The following is a 19928-nucleotide window of genomic DNA, read 5'->3' as shown; positions in this document are numbered from 1 at the left end:
TCCTTTTCAATATATAAACGGGGATTTCTTTACAATCGCAAAGAGTAGGGTTTTCTCATTTCCGCATTAAAAAACCCCTCTGGCTAATAACCAAAGGGGTTAAATATGTCTACTCCACAGTCACACTCTTCGCAAGGTTGCGCGGTTTATCAACGTCACAGCCGCGGTGCAGTGCAGCGTAGTAAGCGATCAGTTGCAATGGCACAACAGAAACCAGCGGAGCAAGCGCAGGGTTGACTTCCGGCAGGATGAATCTGTCGTCTGCGTCATCTAAGCCTTTCAGCGAGATGATGCAAGTGTTGGCGCCGCGGGCTGCGACTTCCTTCACGTTTCCGCGGATGCTCAGGTTGACGTGCTCTTGTGTTGCCAGTGCAAAGACCGGTGTTCCTTCTTCGATCAGAGCGATTGTTCCGTGCTTCAGCTCGCCGCCGGCAAAGCCTTCCGCCTGGATGTAAGAAATCTCTTTCAGCTTCAGGGCGCCTTCGACACATACGAAGTAGTCAAGGCCGCGGCCGATGAAGAAAGCGTTTCTTGAAACAGTCAGGTACTCACGCGCGATCATTTCCATTTCGTCCTTCTGGTCGCAGAGTGCTTCCATGGCATTTGCCGCGATACCTAATTCTTTGACTAAATCAAAGCCGATATCAACGCCGTTGCGTTCTGCCGCAACTGATGCAAGGATCGCAAGCACGGCAATCTGAGCCGTATACGCTTTTGTTGATGCAACCGCGATCTCAGGACCTGCATGCAGAAGCAATGTGTAATCCGCTTCACGGGAAAGCGTGGATCCCGGAACATTTGTAATTGTCAGCGCTTTGTGGCCAAGCGCTTTGACTTGAACAAGCACGGCGCGGCTGTCCGCTGTTTCTCCGCTTTGAGAAAGGAAGATAAAGAGCGGTTTCTTAGACAGAAGCGGCATGTTGTAAGAGAATTCACTCGCTACATGCACTTCAACCGGGACGTTTGCCCACATTTCAATATATTGTTTTCCGACAAGACCGGCATGGTAGCTCGTTCCGCAAGCCACGATATAAATGCGGTCCGCTTCCGCCACGGCGTCAGCGACATCGCCGGCCACAGCCAGTCTGCCATTTTCGTCTTGATACGTTTGGATGATTTTGCGCATAACAAGCGGCTGCTCATCCGTTTCTTTTAACATGTAGTGAGGGTATGTGCCTTTTTCAATATCACTGGCGTCAAGCTCAGCGATATAAGACGCACGTGTCATGACTTCACCGTCAAGGTTTTTAATCACGGTTTCGTCTTTTGTCACGATCACCATTTCTTTATCCAAAAGCTCAACGTATTCATTCGTTACTTGAAGCATAGCCATCGCGTCAGATGCCACGACGTTAAACGTATCTCCAAGACCGATTAACAGAGGGCTTTTGTTTTTTGCAACGAAAATGGTGTCTGTGTTTTCGCCGTCAAATAGTGCAATCGCGTAAGAGCCTTTTAACAGAGTGAGTGTTTTTCGGAACGCTTCTTCTGTATTAAGACCTCCCGCCACAAATTGCTCGATCATTTGAACGATTACTTCAGTGTCCGTGTCGCTTTTCAGTTCAACGTTTTCAAGATATTCGCGCTTCAGCTGAACATAGTTCTCGATCACACCGTTGTGAACAAGTGTAAAGCGGCCGAGTGCGCTTTGATGCGGGTGAGCGTTCAGGAAGCTTGGTTCGCCGTGAGTCGCCCAGCGTGTATGTCCGATTCCCGCTTGAGATTCAACCGCGGGATCCACCACTTCACGAAGGTCGGCGATGCGGCCTTTCTCTTTGTACACATGCACGCCCTGCTCGTTCGCCACCGCGATACCGGCAGAGTCATAGCCGCGGTACTCAAGCTTCTCTAATCCTTTTAACAAAATCTCTTTCGCATCAAGCTGACCGATATAACCTACAATTCCACACATTTTTTCTTCCTCCTAAAGGTGTAAAAGGAGACGAAGAAAGCCGAATTACAAGGGGACTTTCAATCGTCCCCTCCCACATGTTTTTTTGGAAGATCATGTGATTTCCCTTTGTTCGGAGAGTCGCCCCTCCGGTTTGAAGAAATCCTTACGGCTGTGATCTAAATGAATCAGCCGGGAGGCATCCGCCGAAAATTCGATAACCTCCATCCTCGTCAACTAAGCCGTTTTTCGGGCGCTTAGTTCGGGCGCTGTAATTATAAAAGATGCAAACAATTCCGCCTTCCCTGCAAGTGAAAAACAAAGGCCGAACAAGCTTGATTTTACAGCATGTGCCAAGGACGGTCAATTATTTTTTGCCGCCCCGGCATCATGTTTACTATCATATTATGCTGATCGCACTTGTCTTGTTCGCTCTCTGTTTATAAACTTCGCTACTCCGCTCCCATTTCTGTCCGCACGACATCCACGATTTTTGTGACATATTCGTCACAAAGCTCTTTGGTTCTCGCTTCCGCCATCACGCGGACGAGCGGCTCAGTGCCTGACGGACGCACTAATATCCGGCCGTCTCCGTTCATTTCTTTTTCCACTTCAGAAATAACGGCCTTCACCTTAGCGTTTTCTTCCACCTTATATTTATCCGTCACTTTCACATTTACTAAAAGCTGCGGGAATTTTTTCATTTCAGCCGCAAGCTCTGAAAGGGTTTTGCCGGACGCTTTCAGCGTATTCACAAGCATGATCGCGGACAAGAGCCCGTCACCGGTAGTGTTGTAATCAAGGAAAATAAGGTGCCCTGACTGCTCGCCGCCCACATTATAGCCGTCTTTTTTCATCGCTTCTACGACATAGCGGTCTCCGACTGCCGTTTGAACGCTTTTGATTTCTTCTTTTTCAAGCGCTTTGTAGAAACCGAGATTGCTCATCACGGTTGATACGACGGTATCATCTTTGAGACGGCCCTCTGATTTCAAATACTTCGCGCATATGTACATGATCTGATCGCCATCGACAATGTTTCCTTTTTCATCAACGGCAATGAGGCGGTCGCCGTCGCCGTCAAATGCAAGGCCGATGTCGGCGTTTTTTTCTTTGACGAAAGCACTCAGCGCTTCCGGATGTGTAGAACCGACGCCGTCATTAATATTTAATCCGTTCGGAGACGTCCCCATTGTAGACACGTCAGCATCAAGATCGGCAAAAAGGTGCGTCGCAATGGAAGATGTCGCACCATGGGCGCAGTCAAGCGCTACATGAATGCCCGTGAAATCTTCGTCTGCCGTCTGCTTTAAAAACTGCAGATATTTTTGAACGCCTTCGAAATAATCGTTCACAAGCCCGAGGTCCGCGCCTGTCGGTCTCGGCAGCTTATCTTCCGGTTCATCCATAAGACGTTCAATCTCGTCCTCCTGCTCATCAGAAAGCTTAAAGCCGTCTCCTCCGAAAAATTTAATTCCGTTATCCTGTACGGGATTGTGAGAAGCGGAAATCATGACGCCCGCCTCAGCATCCATGGCTTTCGTTAAATAGGATACCCCCGGTGTAGAAATGACGCCGAGGCGCATCACTTCAGCTCCGATCGATAAAAGTCCGGCGACAAGGGCTCCCTCCAGCATATGTCCGGAGATGCGTGTATCACGGCCGATCAGCACTTTCGGGCGCTGTTTATCTTTGGTCAGGACATAACCGCCAAAACGCCCCACTTTAAAGGCCAGCTCTGGCGTAAGCTCGCTGTTGGCAACACCTCTTACACCATCTGTTCCAAAATACTTGCCCATTTTGTATCGCTCCTTTTTCATTCTGTTGAAGATGAATCAGCGCTTGATCCGCCTTCATCCTGGTCTTGATTTTGATCCTGGTTTTGACTTTTATTCTGATCGCTGTCAGTGTCGTCTTCCCGGTTCTTGTTCTTGTCTTTGTCTGCGTCTCCGCTTGTGCCGTCCTTATTGCCGGAATCGGCGGAGCTGCCGTTATTTTTATTTGAACTTGTGTTTTTCTTAGAAGTCAGCTTGATTTTAACCGTGTCTTTTGACAGGGACCATGTGATGTTTTGCGGTCCGTTTACTGCAAGCTTTACAGAATGCTCTCCGTCATCTAAGTCTGAGACATTGGCGTACAGTTCAATGTCCGACTTTTTCAGCGCCTTAATGTTGGCCGGAGAGCCTTTGGCCGTAATATTTATCGCCCGCGATTCAGGGTCGAGAAACTCAATCTGCTGCGAGCCTCCCAATCCGACCGTCTTAATTGCGACATTGTCAAAATCCTTTTTGTCTTCACTGTCCACCTTAACATGAAGCGTAATTTTCCCCGGCGACACCTTTGTCACACCCTTAGGAAGCGGAATGTCGGCATCTATATCCGTATCTTTATCAATTTTGCCTAAATCAAGAGATACGCCGTCGATAAACTCAAGTGAATCCAGCACGTCCTGCGGGCCGTAAACCGTCACCTCACTCGGGTTCGAGTCAATGCTTGCAATGCTCACCCCGTCAGGAAGACTTCCCTTCCTTACGATTTTGAAAGGGAGCTTTTTGCTCGGACTGGCCACGGGAACCGTCACTTTAATGACTGACGGTTCAACATCAACAGGAAGTGCGTTGCCGTCTTTGTCATAGACGGTCACCTTCACTTCCTTATCAATGGTTTCATTTGCATTTTCAAGGTTCACGGATGCTTTGACAAGCGAAATGTTGTCAATCACATTTTTCGAACCCGTAATCTGTACGTTTTTCGGGCTGATAATCGGCTGCTGGGGCGTATACCCCTTTTTCATTTTGCTTTTATTGTAGTATTCAACCTCAACCGGAAAACTCTCAGCCGTTTTTTCCTGAATCGTAACCGTCGTGACTGACGGGTTAATGGATATCGTCAGTCCGTCCGATACATTTTTCGCCTTCAATTCGACCTTATGAGTCCCGGTCTTCAGCTTGTTCATATCGGCGTATATCTCAAAATTTTTCGTCTGTCTCGCCTTTTTCACCGCGCTTGTCGATCCTTTAATCGTGACATTTACGGTCTGAGGCACGCCGGTGACCACGTAATTCGCTTCATCATAGTATGCTTTTACAGGAATATCAGTAAGCGTAGCCTCGTCAGTCGTTGATGTCGGAAAAAAGGATTCCCCCGGCTTTTTCGGAGTCGGCGCCTGGTTGTTGTTAACCGCAACATAAAGCAGGAGCGCAAAGAGCAATGCAATGATCTTTACAGCCCAGCGGTTGTTTAAGAATTTATCCATTTTTCTTGCCCCTCCAGTACCAGCGGTTAGAAGAAGTATCTCTGGCGTTTTTCTTAAACTCGGCTTCAAGCATTTCTTTCAGTGCTTCTTCCGTCAATTCTCTGTGAAGGTCTCCGTTTTTGGCCACGCTGATGGCGCCCGTCTCTTCAGATACGATAATGGTTAAGCTGTCCGTCACTTCACTGATGCCGACAGCAGCTCTGTGCCGCGTCCCCAGCTCCTTTGAAATAAACGGGCTTTCAGAAAGCGGCAGATAACAGGCAGCCGCCGCGATCTCGTTATTTTTCATAATGACCGCTCCATCGTGCAGCGGCGTATTCGGAATGAAAATATTAATCAAAAGCTCCGAGCTGACCTGCGCATTAAGCGGGATGCCCGTCTCAATATAATCGCCCATCCCCGTGTCGCGCTCAATGGCGATAAGGGCGCCGATGCGGCGTTTCGCCATGTAGCTGATTGATTTTGTAATCGCTTCAATTGTCTTATGCTGCGCTTCCTCCACGGGGGTGCCGCTCCTTGAAAAGAACCGGCCCCGTCCGAGCTGTTCAAGCGCCCGTCTCAGCTCAGGCTGGAATATAATAATGATCGCTAAAAATCCCCATGTTATCGCTTGGTCCATCAGCCACTGAAGCGTACTGAGTCCCAAATATGAACTGGCCATCCGGACCAACACGATGACGACGATTCCTTTCAAAAGCTGAACCGCCTTCGTTCCGCGTATGACCATGATTAATTTATATATCACATACCAAACAAGGAGAATATCAACGGCATTGCCGAGGTATTGCAAAAATGGGATGTCCTCAAAAGCCATTTCCTCGTCCTCCAAGAATTCAGTCATTTCGTTTTTTGTTATGAATTGTGCTGCATGAGCAATATGTACATCATATAGCGTGCTCATTATACCACATTTTGATTTATCAAGTGAAATCAGCCAGCGCGGCGCCGCGTAAAAAAAGAGTAAAGCGATTATACGCTTTACTCATCTTTAATCGGAGTCTAAAGCACTCACGACGCCCTGACCCGCTGTTTTCAGTTCGTACCAGACCCAGTCAAACAATTCGTTAATTTCTTCAATCTGCCCGGTGACTTGTCCGGCTGAGGCCATGTATTTTTCTCCGTTAACCACGGTCACGTTGCCGTCGACTTTCCCTTTAATGACCAGCTTGCCGTTTTTTACTGTGACATCGCCCTTTACGGTCTCGCCTTCAGGGACGGTGACCGTGTGATTCTGCACGACAAGGTTCGGCTGCTTTGACACACTGAAATTGTGGTCGTTATGCCAGCTGTTGAAAAAACCGCCGCCCATTAAAATCACAAAAACCGCCGCGGCTGCAATTATCGGATGAGTTTTGATCCATCGTTTTACAGAAGCGCGTTTTTTCTCTTTTGGAAGATTCGCCATAACTTTGGCAGTAAAATCAGCAGGGGCTGTGACATGCGATGTGCTCCGGACGAGCGCTACGGATTTCTCCATTTCATGAAAATGCCGTTTGCAATTCCCGCATGACCGCAAATGTTGTTTTAATACGTCTTCATCTTCAGGAAGGATATCTCCATCAAGATGCTTATGCATAAGCTGCACGATCTGTTCAGGACAGCTCATTTCATCACCCCACTTAAAGATCCCTTAATTGTTTTCTAAGAGCCTCTCTGCCTCTGTGTATCCTTGTCTTTACGGTGCCGACAGGGATATTCAGAATCTCCCCGATTTCAATTAAAGAGAGTTCATCAATATACTTTAATACAATAACTGTTCTGTACTTGTCAGGCAGCTTTAAAATCTTTTTCTGAATTGTGTCCGACAGCTCCAATGACAACACGGCGTCTTCAGGGAGAACCCCGTCCGCGGCGATCTGCGAATACATCGTCAGCCCCTCTGCGCCCGCCACTTCTGCGTCCAGATAATAATCAGGCTTTTTCTTGCGGATTCGGTCAATGGTCAGGTTGGTCGCAATTCTGTATAGCCACGTTGAAAACTTTCTGTTGATGTCGAAGCTATCGATATTGACATACGCTCTGATGAAAGCTTCCTGCGCAATATCTTCCGCTTCGTGGACATTGCCGAGCATGCGGTAGCAAAGCTGGTAAATCTTATCTTTATAAAGGTCAACGATTTCCGCAAACGCATTTTGATCGCCTTTTTTGACTTGCTTGATTCTTTTTTTAATCAGGTTTTCCATGTTTTATCTTACCTCTGCCCTTCACCGGTCTGTATCTATACGTTGATTGTTTTAAAAGGTTTCATTTTTTTATTACATTTATTTTACCAAATTTCAGGCAGGGTGTAGATGGAAAATACAGAATATAATGCCTTAACAGCAGCTTAAAAATAGTATATCTGATGAACAATCGAAATTCGAGACGAAATACAAATAAAAAAAGACACCTTATGCAAAAGGTGTCTGAGACTGGGCTAGCTGGATTCGAACCAACGCATGACGGAGTCAAAGTCCGTTGCCTTACCGCTTGGCTATAGCCCAAAAATGGTGGAGGGGGGCAGATTCGAACTGCCGAACCCTGAGGGAGCGGATTTACAGTCCGCCGCGTTTAGCCACTTCGCTACCCCTCCGTATTTTGTTGAAAAACAGTGCCGGCCAGAGGACTTGAACCCCCAACCTACTGATTACAAGTCAGTTGCTCTACCAATTGAGCTAGGCCGGCAAATATGGTGGAGGATGACGGGCTCGAACCGCCGACCCTCTGCTTGTAAGGCAGATGCTCTCCCAGCTGAGCTAATCCTCCATATGACCCGTACGGGATTCGAACCCGTGTTACCGCCGTGAAAGGGCGGTGTCTTAACCGCTTGACCAACGGGCCGTTGTGTCCGCGTCGAGCTGACAAAAGTTATTATATACAGGTTATACCCCTTTTGTAAAGAGAAAATTTATTTTTTTTATTTTCAAACTTTTTTACCCGTTTTTTAACTGAAAAACTCATCCCTTCTCTCTTATTTCATTTAAGATGAAAGTATCAAAATATTGAAGGGAATGGACACAGATGATCTTAGTCAGCTCTTGTCTCGGCGGTATCGAATGCAGGTATAACGGCTCTCACGCCGCTTCGGAAAAAATCCGCAGACTCGTAGAGGAAAAGAAAGCTGTTATGGTCTGCCCCGAACTTTTGGGCGGCTTCACCACTCCCCGCGAACCGGCGGAAATCCTCGGCGGCACGGGCGAAGACGTGCTGAACGGAACAGCAAGAATCGTAACAGCATCAGGTGAAGACGTTACATCTTTATATATAGACGGCGCGGAAAAAACGTTAGCATACGCAAAAGAAATAGGCGCCGCAATGGTCATCCTTAAAGAAAACAGTCCGTCCTGCGGCAGCAGCTTCATCTATGACGGCACTTTCTCCGGGAAAAAGATAATCGGGGACGGCATCACTTCCGCTCTATTAAAACGGGCAGGCTGCCGCGTGTTATCAGAAAATGAACTGTATCAACTATAAAAAGGAGAGTAGATATCATGGTTGCAGCCCTATCCTTTTATAAACCGGAGCATGCAGACGGCCTGAACGGGTTTGTACTCAGTGAAGAAGATAAAATGTTCACAGCGCTCCCGAAGGATGTACTGCCGCAGGCTCTTGTCATCCGGGAGCGCTATCCTACAGTCGTTTTAAAAGAAGACACCCCCGTCGGTTTTTTCATTTTACATACCTCAAAGGAAACCATAGCTCCATATTCGAACAGCGTGTCTGCCATTTTACTGAGCGCACTGTCCATAGATGCGCGGCAGCAAGGAAAAGGTTATGCCAAACAAGCGATGCTGCAGCTCCCCGCTTTTGCCGCAAGTTATTTTCCTTGGTGTGACGAGATCGTGCTTGCAGTGAACCATCGCAATCATCGCGCAAAGAACCTGTACCTGTCTTCCGGTTTTATTGATAAAGGGCGTCGTAGGATCGGCCCCATAGGCGAACAGCACATTCTGCATCTTTTTTTGTGAAAGCGTTTGATTTTTTTCTTGAAACATATATTCAGAAGCCCATATACTTCAAGTAATAACGACTTGGGAGGGTACATTCATGACAGACCGGCTTAACATTCACAGATTGACCACAGAAACAAGAAACCCGCAGACCGCTTCAATCCATCAAGCAGACACGTTGGAAATCCTCCGCATCATTAACCAAGAGGACTTCAAAGTGGCGGACGCCGTTCAGCAGGTGCTGCCTGATATTGAAATTGCCGTTCAATTTGCCCATCAGTCTTTGCGGCGAAACGGCAGGCTGATTTATGCGGGAGCGGGCACAAGCGGCAGGCTTGGTGTACTTGATGCGGTTGAATGCCCGCCTACATACAGCGTAAGTCCCGGCACCGTCATCGGTCTGATGGCCGGAGGGGCAGACGCCTTTTTGCAAGCGGCTGAAGGTATAGAAGACAGCGAGGAAACCGGCGCTCTCGATCTCAAAACGATCGGCCTTACCGCTGAAGACACCGTGATCGCCATCGCCGCAAGCGGGCGCACACCGTATGCGGCCGGTGCGCTGAAATACGCAAAAACAATCGGCGCCAAAACAGTCGCGCTCACATGCAATAAGCACTCATTGATCAGCACCTTTGCCGATCACAGCATTGAAGTCGTCGTCGGCCCCGAAGTGATTACAGGGTCAACACGAATGAAAGCCGCGACAGCACATAAAATGATTCTGAACATGATTTCCACGGCCGTGATGATCAAAAGCGGCAAAGTGTACGAAAATTTAATGGTGGACGTTCATGTCAGCAACGAAAAATTGAAAGAACGGGCAATCGGCATTATCCAAAGCATTACGGGCGTTCCGTACGATAAAGCAAAAGAAACCCTTGAGGCCGCAGACAGCCATGTCAAAACGGCAATTGTTATGCTGAAGACGAATTCGGACAAAACACACGCGAAAGCACTGCTCGAAGAATCGGAAGGCTTCATTGACAAAGCCATAGAACAGCATGTTTCAAGCGAAAAAAATCGCTGATCATTCTTTTGGCTCCGCATAATGTGCCTTTTACCAGCCCGCGCCGTTTTCATGATCGGCGCAGGCGCTTTCAGGATGCGTTTCAGGCACAGCTCCGCGGGAAAAATGGTACGGAAAGAGGAGGGTCTTCATGAGCAAAGAGGCATTTTATCAGTCGCTGGCCAAAGATATTCTGGACAACTGCGGCGGTTCATCGAATATTTCGGGCTTTACCCACTGTATGACACGCCTGAGAATTACGCCTTTAGATCAGAACAAAACGGATATTGAAGCGCTGAAACGTCTTGACGGGGTAATAGGCGTCGTCGAAGCCGAAACACTGCAGATCATCCTCGGCACGGGTGTCGTCAATCATGTCGCCGACGCTTTCGCAAAACTGGTGTCACCCGGAAAAAACATTGATTTAAAAGAAGCCGCCTCACGGAAAAAAGCCGATCTTAACAGAAAAAATACAACACCCATCACACTGCTTTTGAGAAAAATATCAAGCATCTTCATTCCTCTTATTCCCGCACTCATTGCATCAGGTTTAATCACCGGCATGACGAAAGCCGTCATTCAGGCCGGCTGGCTCCCGAAAGAATCTCAAATCGCACTTATTTTAACGGTTATCGGTTCAGGCTTATTCGCTTACCTCGGCGTCCTTGTCGGCATCAATGCGGCGAAGGAATTCGGCGGAACACCCGCGATGGGCGGCCTTGCAGGCATATTGATCTTAAACCCGGAGATCGCCAATATCAGTTTGTTCGGAGAGAATCTGCTCCCGGGCAGGGGAGGTTTAATCGGCGTTCTTTTCGCTGCGATTTTTATCGCTTATACCGAACGGTTTATCAGAAAGTACGTCCATCAATCCATCGACATTATCGTCACGCCTACTTTGTCTTTGCTCATCACAGGACTGGTGACATATGTCATCTTTATCCCTGCAGGCGGTTTTATTTCTGATTTGATTACATCAGGTTTATTGTCGCTGCTGAATATCGGGGGAGTGCTGTCGGGATTTGTATTAGGAGCCGCCTTCCTGCCGCTTGTCATCACCGGCCTGCATCAAGGCTTGACTCCCGTGCATTTGGAACTCATCCGATCCATCGGGGATGACCCGCTTCTGCCGATTCTCGCAATGGGAGGCGCAGGTCAAGTAGGCGCGGCCTTCGCCATCTTTATGAAAACAAAAAAAGCCTCATTGAAAAGAGCGATTGGCGGCGGACTTCCATCCGGTCTGCTCGGAATCGGGGAGCCGCTCATCTTTGGCGTCACACTCCCGCTCGGCCGGCCGTTTTTAACAGCGTGTTTAGGGGCGGGTATCGGCGGCGCCTTTCAAGCCCATTTTCAAGTTGCGACTTTTTCAATCGGTGTCTCCGGCCTTCCGCTCTCATTTCTCGTACAGCCGGCTCAAATCGTTTTATATATCATCGGTCTCTTCATCTCTTACGCGGCGGGCTTTGTCTTCACCTATGCTTTCGGGTTTAAGGATGACATGGCTGCTGAATTTGAATAAGCCGGGAGGGAACAGAATATGAAAACACTGGCAGCCGCCGTACTCACCATGGTCATCAGCCTCTCTTTTCTGCCGCAGCACAAAGCCGGAGCCCAATCCAAATTATACGACACAGCAAAGCTCAGAAAGGTTGATCAAATGATTGAAAAAGACATCGCAGCAGGATTCCCGGGAGCCGTCCTCGTTGTCGTAAAGGACGGACGGGTGATCAAAAAGAAAGCATACGGCTACAGCAAAAAATATGATGGAAACAGTCTTTTATCCCGTCCGAAAAAAATGAAAACGTCAACTATGTTTGATTTAGCTTCCAACACAAAAATGTATGCGGCGAATTTTGCATTACAGCGCCTCGTCAGCCAGGGAAAGCTGGATGTGTATCAAAAAGTCTCGGCTTACCTTCCCGATTTCAAAGACAGGAAAAGCGATCCGATCCAAGGAAAAGACCGCATACGCGTCATTGATGTGCTGCAGCATCAATCCGGTCTGCCGGCAAGCTTTTATTTTTATAAGCCGGACACCGCAGGCCCTTTTTATTCACAAGAACGGGACAAAACGATCCGTTTTCTCACCCAGATCCCGCTTGAATACAAACCGGGCACAAAACACGTATACAGCGATATCGGTTACATGCTGCTCGGCTGCATTATTGAAAACATAACTGGAAAAACCCTTGATGCCTATGCGGAACAAGAACTGTATAAACCGCTGAAACTGACGCACACACTGTTTAACCCGCTGCAAAAAGGCTTCAAAGAAAAAGCATTCGCAGCTACTGAACGTTTAGGAAACACGCGTGACGGGGTTATCCATTTTCCTCATATCAGGACGTATACGCTGCAAGGGGAGGTTCATGACGAAAAAGCATTTTACTCAATGGGAGGGGTGTCCGGCCATGCAGGACTGTTTTCAAGAGCTGATGACATGGCCGTTCTTCTTCAAGTCATGCTGAACGGCGGCAGTTACAAACATGTTTCTCTCTTCACTCAGCAAACGGCCGATCTGTTCACAACGGCGTCATCCTCTGACCCGACTTTCGCTCTCGGCTGGCGGAAAAACGGCAGCCCTGATATGGAGTGGATGTTCGGCCCTTATGCAAGCAGGCAGGCTTACGGCCATACCGGATGGACCGGTACCGTCACGATCATTGACCCCGCTTATCATCTCGGGATCGCGCTTTTGACCAACAAAAAGCATTCCCCCGTCGTCAGCCCCGGTGAAAATCCGAATGTTTTTGAAGGGGATCTTTTCCCGACCGGAAGCTACGGCAGCGTCGTAAAAGCGATTTACGAAGCCATTGAATGACAACCTATGTCTTTTGTCCAAACTATGACGGCAGGAGGGCGCCATTATGAAACTTGTCATCTCAGCTGTATTACTGTTGTTTATTGTTTTCGGCACGCATCATGCATCGACAAAACCGGATATTCCGTCACAGGCGGAACAAACGGTATCCCGCATGACATTAGATGAGAAATTAGGGCAGATGCTCATGCCAGACTTCCGCAATTGGCAAAAAAAGGGGCAGTCATCACCTGAGGCTCTTACTCAAATGAATGACGAAGTCGCAGGGCTTATTCAAAAGTACCGGTTCGGCGGCGTTATCTTATTTGCAGAAAATGTAAAAAGCACTGAACAAACGGTGCGCCTGACAGATGCCTTTCAAAAAGCAAGCCCTGACATTCCGCTATTATTAAGCATTGATCAAGAGGGCGGCATCGTCACAAGACTTGGTGAGGGCACTCATTTCCCAGGCAATATGGCACTCGGGGCCGCAAGAAAAACAGCCTACGCGTCCCAAACCGGCGCTATTATCGGGAAAGAATTGAAAGCACTCGGCATTAATACGAATTTCGCTCCAGTTCTCGATATCAATAATAATCCCGGAAATCCGGTCATCGGCGTCAGGTCATTCAGTTCAGACCGGAATCTGACAGCAGCACTCGGCCTTGCCTCAATGAAGGCTCAGCAAAAACAGGATGTCGCTTCCGCCGTCAAACATTTCCCGGGACACGGCGACACGGATGTCGACAGCCACTACGGCCTTCCGCTTGTCACCCACGGTCAAGAAAGGCTGAGGCAGATCGAACTGTATCCGTTCCGTCAGGCCATTCAGGCCGGGGCCGATATGATCATGACAGCCCATGTGCAATTTCCCGCTTTTGATGATACAACCTATAAAAGCAAGCTGGACGGTTCAGACATTCTTGTACCTGCCACACTCTCGAAAAAAGTGATGACTCATCTTCTCCGTGAGGAAATGGGGTTTAACGGCGTCATTGTGACGGATGCATTAAACATGAAAGCCATTGCCGATCATTTCGGCCAGGAAGAGGCGGTCGTCATGGCAATAAAAGCAGGAGTCGACATCGCCCTGATGCCGGCCCAAGTGACATCGCTGCAAACAGAAAACCGCTTTGCCCAAGTTCATTCCGCTTTAAAAAAGGCGGTTCAAAAAGGGGATATTCCTCTTCAGCAAATCAACAAATCGGTGGAGCGCATCATTTCCTTGAAAATAAAACGAGGGATATATCCCGCTCCGAAAGAAACAAGTCTGAAAAAGAAGATTGCAAAAGCGCATAAAACCGTCGGCAGCAAAAACCATCTGAAGGCTGAAAAACAAATCGCGGAAAGATCCGTCACCGTCTTACAAAACAAAAACAGCACGCTCCCATTCAAACCGAAAAAGAACAGCCGCGTTCTCCTTGCCGCTCCTTATGAAGATCAAACAGCGTCAATGGAACAAACCATTCGGCAGCTCATCAAGAAGAAAAAAATCCGGCCGGTAACCATCAGTAAAATGAACTTCGCCGAGCGCACTTTTCATGATGAGCACAAAAAGCTGGTATCAGACGCTGATTACGTCATTACAGGCTCATATGTCGTAAAAAATGATCCTGTCGTAAACGACGGTGTCATTGACGATTCCGTCACAGATCCCGGCAAATGGACGACCGCGTTTCCGCGGGCCGTCATGAAGGCTGCGCAGTCGAACCAAAAACCCTTTGTGCTGATGAGTCTTCGGAATCCTTACGACGCCGCGAATTTTGAAGAAGCTGATGCCCTTATCGCAGTCTACGGGTTTAAAGGATATGCAGACGGACAATTTCTCCAGCCAAACATTCCGGCAGGCATTGAAGCGATATTCGGGCAGACAAAACCGAAAGGCAGGCTGCCCGCTGCTATTCCTTCCGTCACCCATCCGGGGACGACACTGTATCCATATGGTTTCGGGATCAATCTGAAGACCGGAAAACCGCTTTAAACAGGAGGGCTGATCATGAAAACACATACGGCTGCACTTCTCGCCGGACTTGTCGTCATCAGTGCTATGACGGCAGTCTCGGCGGCTTCTGACAGTAACACACACACTGCCAAAAAACCAACCATCCAGACAGGCATTGACCGCCTGCTGAAAGATTATAAACAAGAACTGAAGGGAAAAAGAATCGGACTGATCACTAATCCGACCGGTGTGAACTCAACATTAAAAAGCAGCGTTGACGTGCTTTATGAGGCACAAGACATGCATTTGACGGCATTATTCGGACCCGAGCACGGTGTTCGCGGCGACGCTCAGGCCGGAGACAAAGTCACATCCTATATAGATGAAAAAACAGGGCTTCCCGTCTACAGCCTGTACGGAGAAACGAGAAAACCGACGCCTGACATGCTGAAAGATACCGATGTGCTGATTTTCGATATCCAGGATGTCGGAATGCGATACTACACCTACATTTATACAATGGCCTATGCCATGGAGGCGGCCAAAGAAAAAGGCATTCCTTTTTATGTCTTGGACCGGCCGAATCCGCAAGGCGGACGACATCCGGACGGCCCGGTTCTTGAGCCTGACTACGCTTCATTTGTCGGACTGTATCCAATCCCGCTGAAACACGGCATGACCATCGGCGAGCTTGCTCTCCTATTCAATAAAGAGTTTCATATTGGCGCCGATCTCACCGTCGTAAAGATGAAGCGTTGGAAGCGGACGATGACCATTGAAGATACCGGTCTGCCGTTCGTCCTCCCTTCGCCTAACATCCCGACCCCGGACAGCATATTCGCTTATTCGGCGACAGGACTAATCGAAGGCACGAACGTATCTGAAGGAAGGGGCACGACAAAGCCGTTTGAACTTATCGGCGCACCTTATATGAAAAGCACCGAGCTCGAAGAACGCCTTAACAGTCTCAAGCTTCCGGGCGTCACCTTCAGAGCCGCTTCATTTATCCCCAGCTTCTCCAAGCACCAGGGCAAGCTATGCCACGGCGTACAAGTCTACGTAACGAACAGAAACACCTTTGAAGCGGCAAAAACAGGGCTCTCCATTCTGAAAACCATGCATGACTTATATCCGAATGACTTCTCATTTCTGCCGACAGGAGCTTTTGACAAGCTGATCGGCAACGGCTGGGTACGCAAAAAAATAGAACAAGGCGCTTCCATTCAAGACATCACCAGCACTTATCAACGCCGGCTTGACCAATTCAAACTTGTAAGAAAGCAATACCTCATATACTGACAACGTTCGTGTTACACGTGTAACATTTTGACGCATTTCACATTTCCGCTTTTTATAGGAAAACATTCATTTATTTGGTACAATTCAAATGATAACAGTTATCATTTAAATGAATGTTTCCTAAAAGGTGGTTTCTCATGAAAAACACATTATTCTTTCACCCAATTGATATCATCTCCGTAAAAAAAACAGCAGACCTTTTGTCAGAGCATCAGCTCACTGATTCCCCGGTACTGATCTTTCATGTGACAGGCGAGGGACAAATTGATATCGGAACAGACAGCTTCCCGCTGCAGAAGGAAACGCTCTACATCTGTCCTTGTGATGAGACATTCAATATTGACCCTGCACCGTCAGACGGCATCCATTTGTATATCGTCAGACTCCGTATTTTCTCATATTCATCAGATGATAAAGCGATGCTTCCGGATAACGGAGGAGACATCTTCCGCGGACTTCAGCAAATGAATTTGCAAACGGTTGAACACCTGACAAGCCGGCTTCAGTCACTTTCCGAAAACGCGCGATCGGCGGATGAATTGCAGAAAATGAAGTCAACAGCCGACTTTCAGCAGCTGATGTACGACCTTTATGCCGCAAAAGTGTGCCATCAAAACAATACGAAAGCGGCGATCGAACAGACAAAACAATTCATACATGCCCAATCCGACACAAAAATCACACTCACCCAGCTTGCTCAAATGGCGGGAATCAGTCCTAAGCATTACAGTGAAACCTTTAAAAAACTATATGGACAAAGCGTAACAGAATATATCACAGACATCCGCATAACCAATGCGAAAAAACTGATGGCCAAGGCCAGCTGCAAACTGCGGGAAATCGCTCATCAAATCGGCTACCAAGACGAATTTTATTTCAGCCGCATCTTTAAAAAACGTACGGGCAGCTCACCTACAAGCTATATGAAAAAAAGGCGCACAAAAATGGCCGCGTACGGGAAAGAAATGATGGGACATTTGATTCCTCTGCATCACGTGCCTTACGCTGCAACGCTTCATCCGAAATGGACGGCCTATTACTATAAACAATTCTCTTCAGACATTCCCGTGCACCTCAGCGCTTACCGCTATAACGCAAATTGGGAAGAGAACCTGCATACGCTGTCTCAAGCTGCGCCGGACATCATTTTCAGTCTGGATTCTGTCAGTGAAGAAGAAAAACAGCGTCTGAATGACATCACCGAAGTTTTCTACATTCCGACTCAAGACAATTGGAAAGACCAGTTTCTTTACGCAGCTGCATACTTGAATGAAGAACAGGAAGCCCGGCACTGGCTTGAAGCCTATCAAAATCTCGCACACTCAGCAAAAGACGCTCTTGAACACGTGCGGCATCAGCGTTTCTTATTTGTCCGTGTATATAAAGAAAATATGTATATCGCCCATAACAACAGCATTGAGGATGTTTTCTTCGGTGATCTGGGCTTTGCCTCCGCAAAACCGGAATCTTTTGCTCCCGACGAAAAGATTTCATTGGAAATGCTGGCGGATTGCCAGGCTGACTGCATCATGCTTTTCACTTGCAAAGAACCAGAAACGCTTCGCTATTTTCAGCGCATCCAGCAGTCTGAAATATGGCAGAACCTTAGAGCCGTCAGCAATAAACGAGTGTTTCCCGTTTCATCTGACCCGTGGATTGAATATTCTCCAAGCGGGCATCAGCGGATGATTGAACAAAGCATTTCCTTTTTTTCCGAAGATCGTCCATGGTAATACCGGAAATTGTCCATGGTCTTATCTTTGTTCATTCTCTATAATTCCAATTGATAATAGTTATCAATTGAACAGGAGGAACAATAGATGAAGAAATTGGCATTCGCTTTCATGATTTTGCTTTTGGCTTTCACGGCCGCGGCTTGCGGAAGCTCAGAAACATCTGATACAGCAAGTAAAGGTAAGGACGCTTCTTCAAATAAAAAGAAAATCGAATATCTCGGAAAAACATATGAAGTCAAAGCGCCGACTGACAAAATCGCCATTACGGGCAGCGTAGAATCAATGGAAGACGCCAAATTGCTCGACGTCCATCCGGCAGGAGCGATATCATTCTCCGGCAAATTCCCGGAACTGTTTAAAGATATTACAGATAAATCCGTATCAACAGGTGAAAAAATGCAGCCGAATATGGAGAAAATTCTTGAACTGCAGCCGGACGTCATTCTGGCATCAACCAAGTTCCCTGAAAAAACGATAAAAAAATTGAGCGGCACGGCTGAGACCATTCCTGTCTCTCATATCTCATCAAACTGGAAAGAGAACATGATGCTGCTTGCCCAGCTTACAGGCAAAGAGGAAAAAGCAAAAAAAATCATTGCTGATTACGATCAGGACCTGAAAAAGACGAAAACAAAGATGAACAGCAAAGCAAAACAGGCAAACGCACTGGTCATCAGAATCAGACAAGGCAATATTTACATTTACCCTGAACAAGTTTATTTCAACTCTACGCTTTACGGTGATTTAGGCCTGAAGGCGCCGGACGAAGTGAAAGCGGCGAAAGCGCAGGAGCTGATTTCTCTTGAAAAATTAAGCGAAATGAACCCCGACCATATATTCGTACAATTTTCTGATGATGAAAACGCAGATAAGCCGGACGCTTTGAAGGACTTAGAGAAAAATCCGATTTGGAAGAGCCTGACGGCAGTCAAAAAAGACCATGTATACGTCAATACGATCGATCCATTAGCCCAAGGCGGTACCGCTTGGAGTAAAATCCGCTTCTTACAGGTTGCGGCTGACAAATTGACTCAAGACTAATAAAGAGTAGGTTTTTCACATGTATGCAAAACGGCGGACACACATTATTATCATCGCTTCACCGATTGCCATTGTTCTGTCACTGCTGCTTTCCGTTTTATACGGTGCAAAGCAGCTTGACTTCCATACCGTGTTCTCCGCATTGCTGCACTTTAATCCGGAGAATACCGACCATCAGATCATATGGCATTCAAGAATCCCGAGGGCGGTTGGCGCGATGTTTATCGGCGCCGCCCTTGCTGTTTCCGGGGCGCTCATGCAGGGAATCACACGGAACTATCTGGCCTCGCCTTCGATCATGGGTGTGTCGGACGGCTCCGCTTTTATCATTACTCTTTGCATGGTATTGCTCCCTCAATCAACATCCATTGAAATGATCATATACTCGTTTATCGGTTCCGCATTCGGCGCTGCCCTTGTTTTCGGGCTGGCCTCCATTCTTCCCGGCGGATTTACCCCGGTGCAGCTTGCCATTATCGGAACGGTGACCAGTATGCTTCTCAGCAGTCTGTCGGCTGCGCTTTCGATTTATTTTCAAATCTCGCAGGATCTCAGTTTTTGGTACAGTGCGAGACTGCATCAAATGAACCCTGATTTTTTGAAACTGGCCGTCCCGTTTTTTGCACTCGGAATCATCACAGCCATGATTCTCAGCAAAAAGGTCACAGCCGTATCATTAGGAGACGACATTTCAAAAAGTCTGGGACAGCAGAAAAGAACCATCAAACTCATGGCAATGGCGGCCGTTGTCATATTGACCGGAAGCTCGGTGGCGCTCGCCGGAAAAATTGCCTTTGTCGGTTTGGTCGTTCCGCACATCACCCGTTTTCTCGTCGGATCGGACTACAGCCGGCTGATTCCCTGCGCGTGCATCATCGGCGGCGTCTTCCTGACCCTTTGCGACCTTGCCAGCCGATTGATTAATTATCCGTTTGAGACGCCTATTGAAGTTGTCACTTCTATCATCGGTGTTCCTTTCTTTCTTTATTTGATTAAAAGAAAAGGAGGGGATCAGCGTGGTGCGTAAA

At 47.7% G+C, this 19928-nt stretch carries 16 protein-coding genes and 5 tRNA genes; 10 read left to right on the top strand and 11 right to left on the bottom strand.

Features of this window, described 5'->3' with window-relative positions:
• Positions 1-109: 109 nt before the first annotated feature.
• From glmS to AADZ70_RS16045, 11 genes are all read right to left on the bottom strand, one after another.
• Complete coding sequence (gene glmS / locus AADZ70_RS16095) at positions 110-1912, bottom strand: glutamine--fructose-6-phosphate transaminase (isomerizing) (RefSeq protein WP_316100973.1); 1803 nt, start codon at positions 1910-1912, stop codon at positions 110-112.
• Between the two features lie 431 nt (positions 1913-2343).
• Entirely contained in the window at positions 2344-3690 is a 1347-nt protein-coding gene (gene glmM, locus AADZ70_RS16090; protein WP_045926343.1) for a phosphoglucosamine mutase, read from the bottom strand.
• A 17-nt stretch (positions 3691-3707) separates the two neighbouring features.
• Positions 3708-5147 carry a YbbR-like domain-containing protein gene (locus AADZ70_RS16085; protein WP_342007312.1) on the bottom strand — a complete coding sequence of 480 codons (1440 nt, stop codon included), beginning with the start codon at positions 5145-5147 and terminating at the stop codon, positions 3708-3710.
• Entirely contained in the window at positions 5140-5961 is an 822-nt protein-coding gene (gene cdaA / locus AADZ70_RS16080; RefSeq protein ID WP_003156763.1) for a diadenylate cyclase CdaA, read from the bottom strand. Before cdaA ends, AADZ70_RS16085 begins: the two co-directional genes overlap by 8 nt.
• A 174-nt stretch (positions 5962-6135) precedes the next feature.
• On the bottom strand, positions 6136-6753 hold the full coding sequence (gene rsiW / locus AADZ70_RS16075) for an anti-sigma-W factor RsiW (protein WP_016936922.1): 618 nt from the start codon (positions 6751-6753) through the stop codon (positions 6136-6138).
• 13 nt (positions 6754-6766) lie between these two features.
• Positions 6767-7330, bottom strand: a complete 564-nt coding sequence (gene sigW, locus AADZ70_RS16070) for an RNA polymerase sigma factor SigW (RefSeq protein WP_003156766.1) — start codon at positions 7328-7330, stop codon at positions 6767-6769.
• A 228-nt stretch (positions 7331-7558) separates the two neighbouring features.
• Positions 7559-7630 (bottom strand) — tRNA-Gln (locus AADZ70_RS16065).
• 4 nt (positions 7631-7634) lie between these two features.
• Positions 7635-7719, bottom strand: a tRNA-Tyr gene (locus tag AADZ70_RS16060).
• Positions 7720-7738: 19 nt separating this feature from the next.
• Positions 7739-7811 (bottom strand) — tRNA-Thr (locus tag AADZ70_RS16055).
• A gap of 5 nt (positions 7812-7816) precedes the next feature.
• Positions 7817-7892, bottom strand: a tRNA-Val gene (locus AADZ70_RS16050).
• 3 nt (positions 7893-7895) lie between these two features.
• Positions 7896-7967, bottom strand: a tRNA-Glu gene (locus AADZ70_RS16045).
• Between the two features lie 180 nt (positions 7968-8147).
• On the opposite strand from AADZ70_RS16045, the gene AADZ70_RS16040 reads away from it, so the two are divergent.
• The 10 genes from AADZ70_RS16040 (at position 8148) to AADZ70_RS15995 (ending at position 19927) form a co-directional block, all read left to right on the top strand.
• Positions 8148-8600 (top strand): DUF523 domain-containing protein, encoded by a 453-nt coding sequence (locus AADZ70_RS16040; RefSeq protein WP_342007311.1) that lies wholly within the window; start codon positions 8148-8150, stop codon positions 8598-8600.
• A gap of 17 nt (positions 8601-8617) precedes the next feature.
• A complete protein-coding gene (locus AADZ70_RS16035; protein WP_045926347.1) occupies positions 8618-9094 on the top strand; it encodes a GNAT family N-acetyltransferase in 477 nt (158 codons plus the stop codon).
• A 79-nt stretch (positions 9095-9173) separates the two neighbouring features.
• A complete protein-coding gene (murQ, locus tag AADZ70_RS16030) occupies positions 9174-10103 on the top strand; it encodes an N-acetylmuramic acid 6-phosphate etherase (RefSeq protein ID WP_342007310.1) in 930 nt (309 codons plus the stop codon).
• Between the two features lie 130 nt (positions 10104-10233).
• Entirely contained in the window at positions 10234-11601 is a 1368-nt protein-coding gene (locus AADZ70_RS16025) for a PTS transporter subunit EIIC (RefSeq protein ID WP_342007309.1), read from the top strand.
• Between the two features lie 18 nt (positions 11602-11619).
• Positions 11620-12903: a penicillin binding protein PBP4B gene (gene pbp4b / locus AADZ70_RS16020; protein ID WP_095241891.1), complete on the top strand. Its 1284-nt coding sequence runs from the start codon at positions 11620-11622 to the stop codon at positions 12901-12903.
• 46 nt (positions 12904-12949) lie between these two features.
• Positions 12950-14863, top strand: a complete 1914-nt coding sequence (locus AADZ70_RS16015) for a glycoside hydrolase family 3 protein (protein ID WP_342007308.1) — start codon at positions 12950-12952, stop codon at positions 14861-14863.
• A 15-nt stretch (positions 14864-14878) separates the two neighbouring features.
• Entirely contained in the window at positions 14879-16123 is a 1245-nt protein-coding gene (locus AADZ70_RS16010) for a DUF1343 domain-containing protein (protein ID WP_016936929.1), read from the top strand.
• Positions 16124-16260: 137 nt separating this feature from the next.
• The gene (locus tag AADZ70_RS16005; RefSeq protein ID WP_342007307.1) at positions 16261-17856 is read left to right on the top strand and encodes a helix-turn-helix domain-containing protein; all 1596 of its coding nucleotides are present in this window, start codon (positions 16261-16263) and stop codon (positions 17854-17856) included.
• A gap of 87 nt (positions 17857-17943) precedes the next feature.
• Positions 17944-18900, top strand: coding sequence for an iron-hydroxamate ABC transporter substrate-binding protein (locus AADZ70_RS16000; protein WP_045926353.1), 957 nt, complete (start codon positions 17944-17946; stop codon positions 18898-18900).
• Between the two features lie 19 nt (positions 18901-18919).
• Positions 18920-19927, top strand: a complete 1008-nt coding sequence (locus AADZ70_RS15995; protein ID WP_016936932.1) for an iron ABC transporter permease — start codon at positions 18920-18922, stop codon at positions 19925-19927.
• Position 19928: the final 1 nt, after the last annotated feature.

It is taken from the genome of Bacillus sp. YBsi01, from assembly GCF_038406745.1.
GTDB classification, from domain to species: domain Bacteria; phylum Bacillota; class Bacilli; order Bacillales; family Bacillaceae; genus Bacillus; species Bacillus siamensis.
This window is presented reverse-complemented; position numbering and strand designations above follow the sequence as displayed.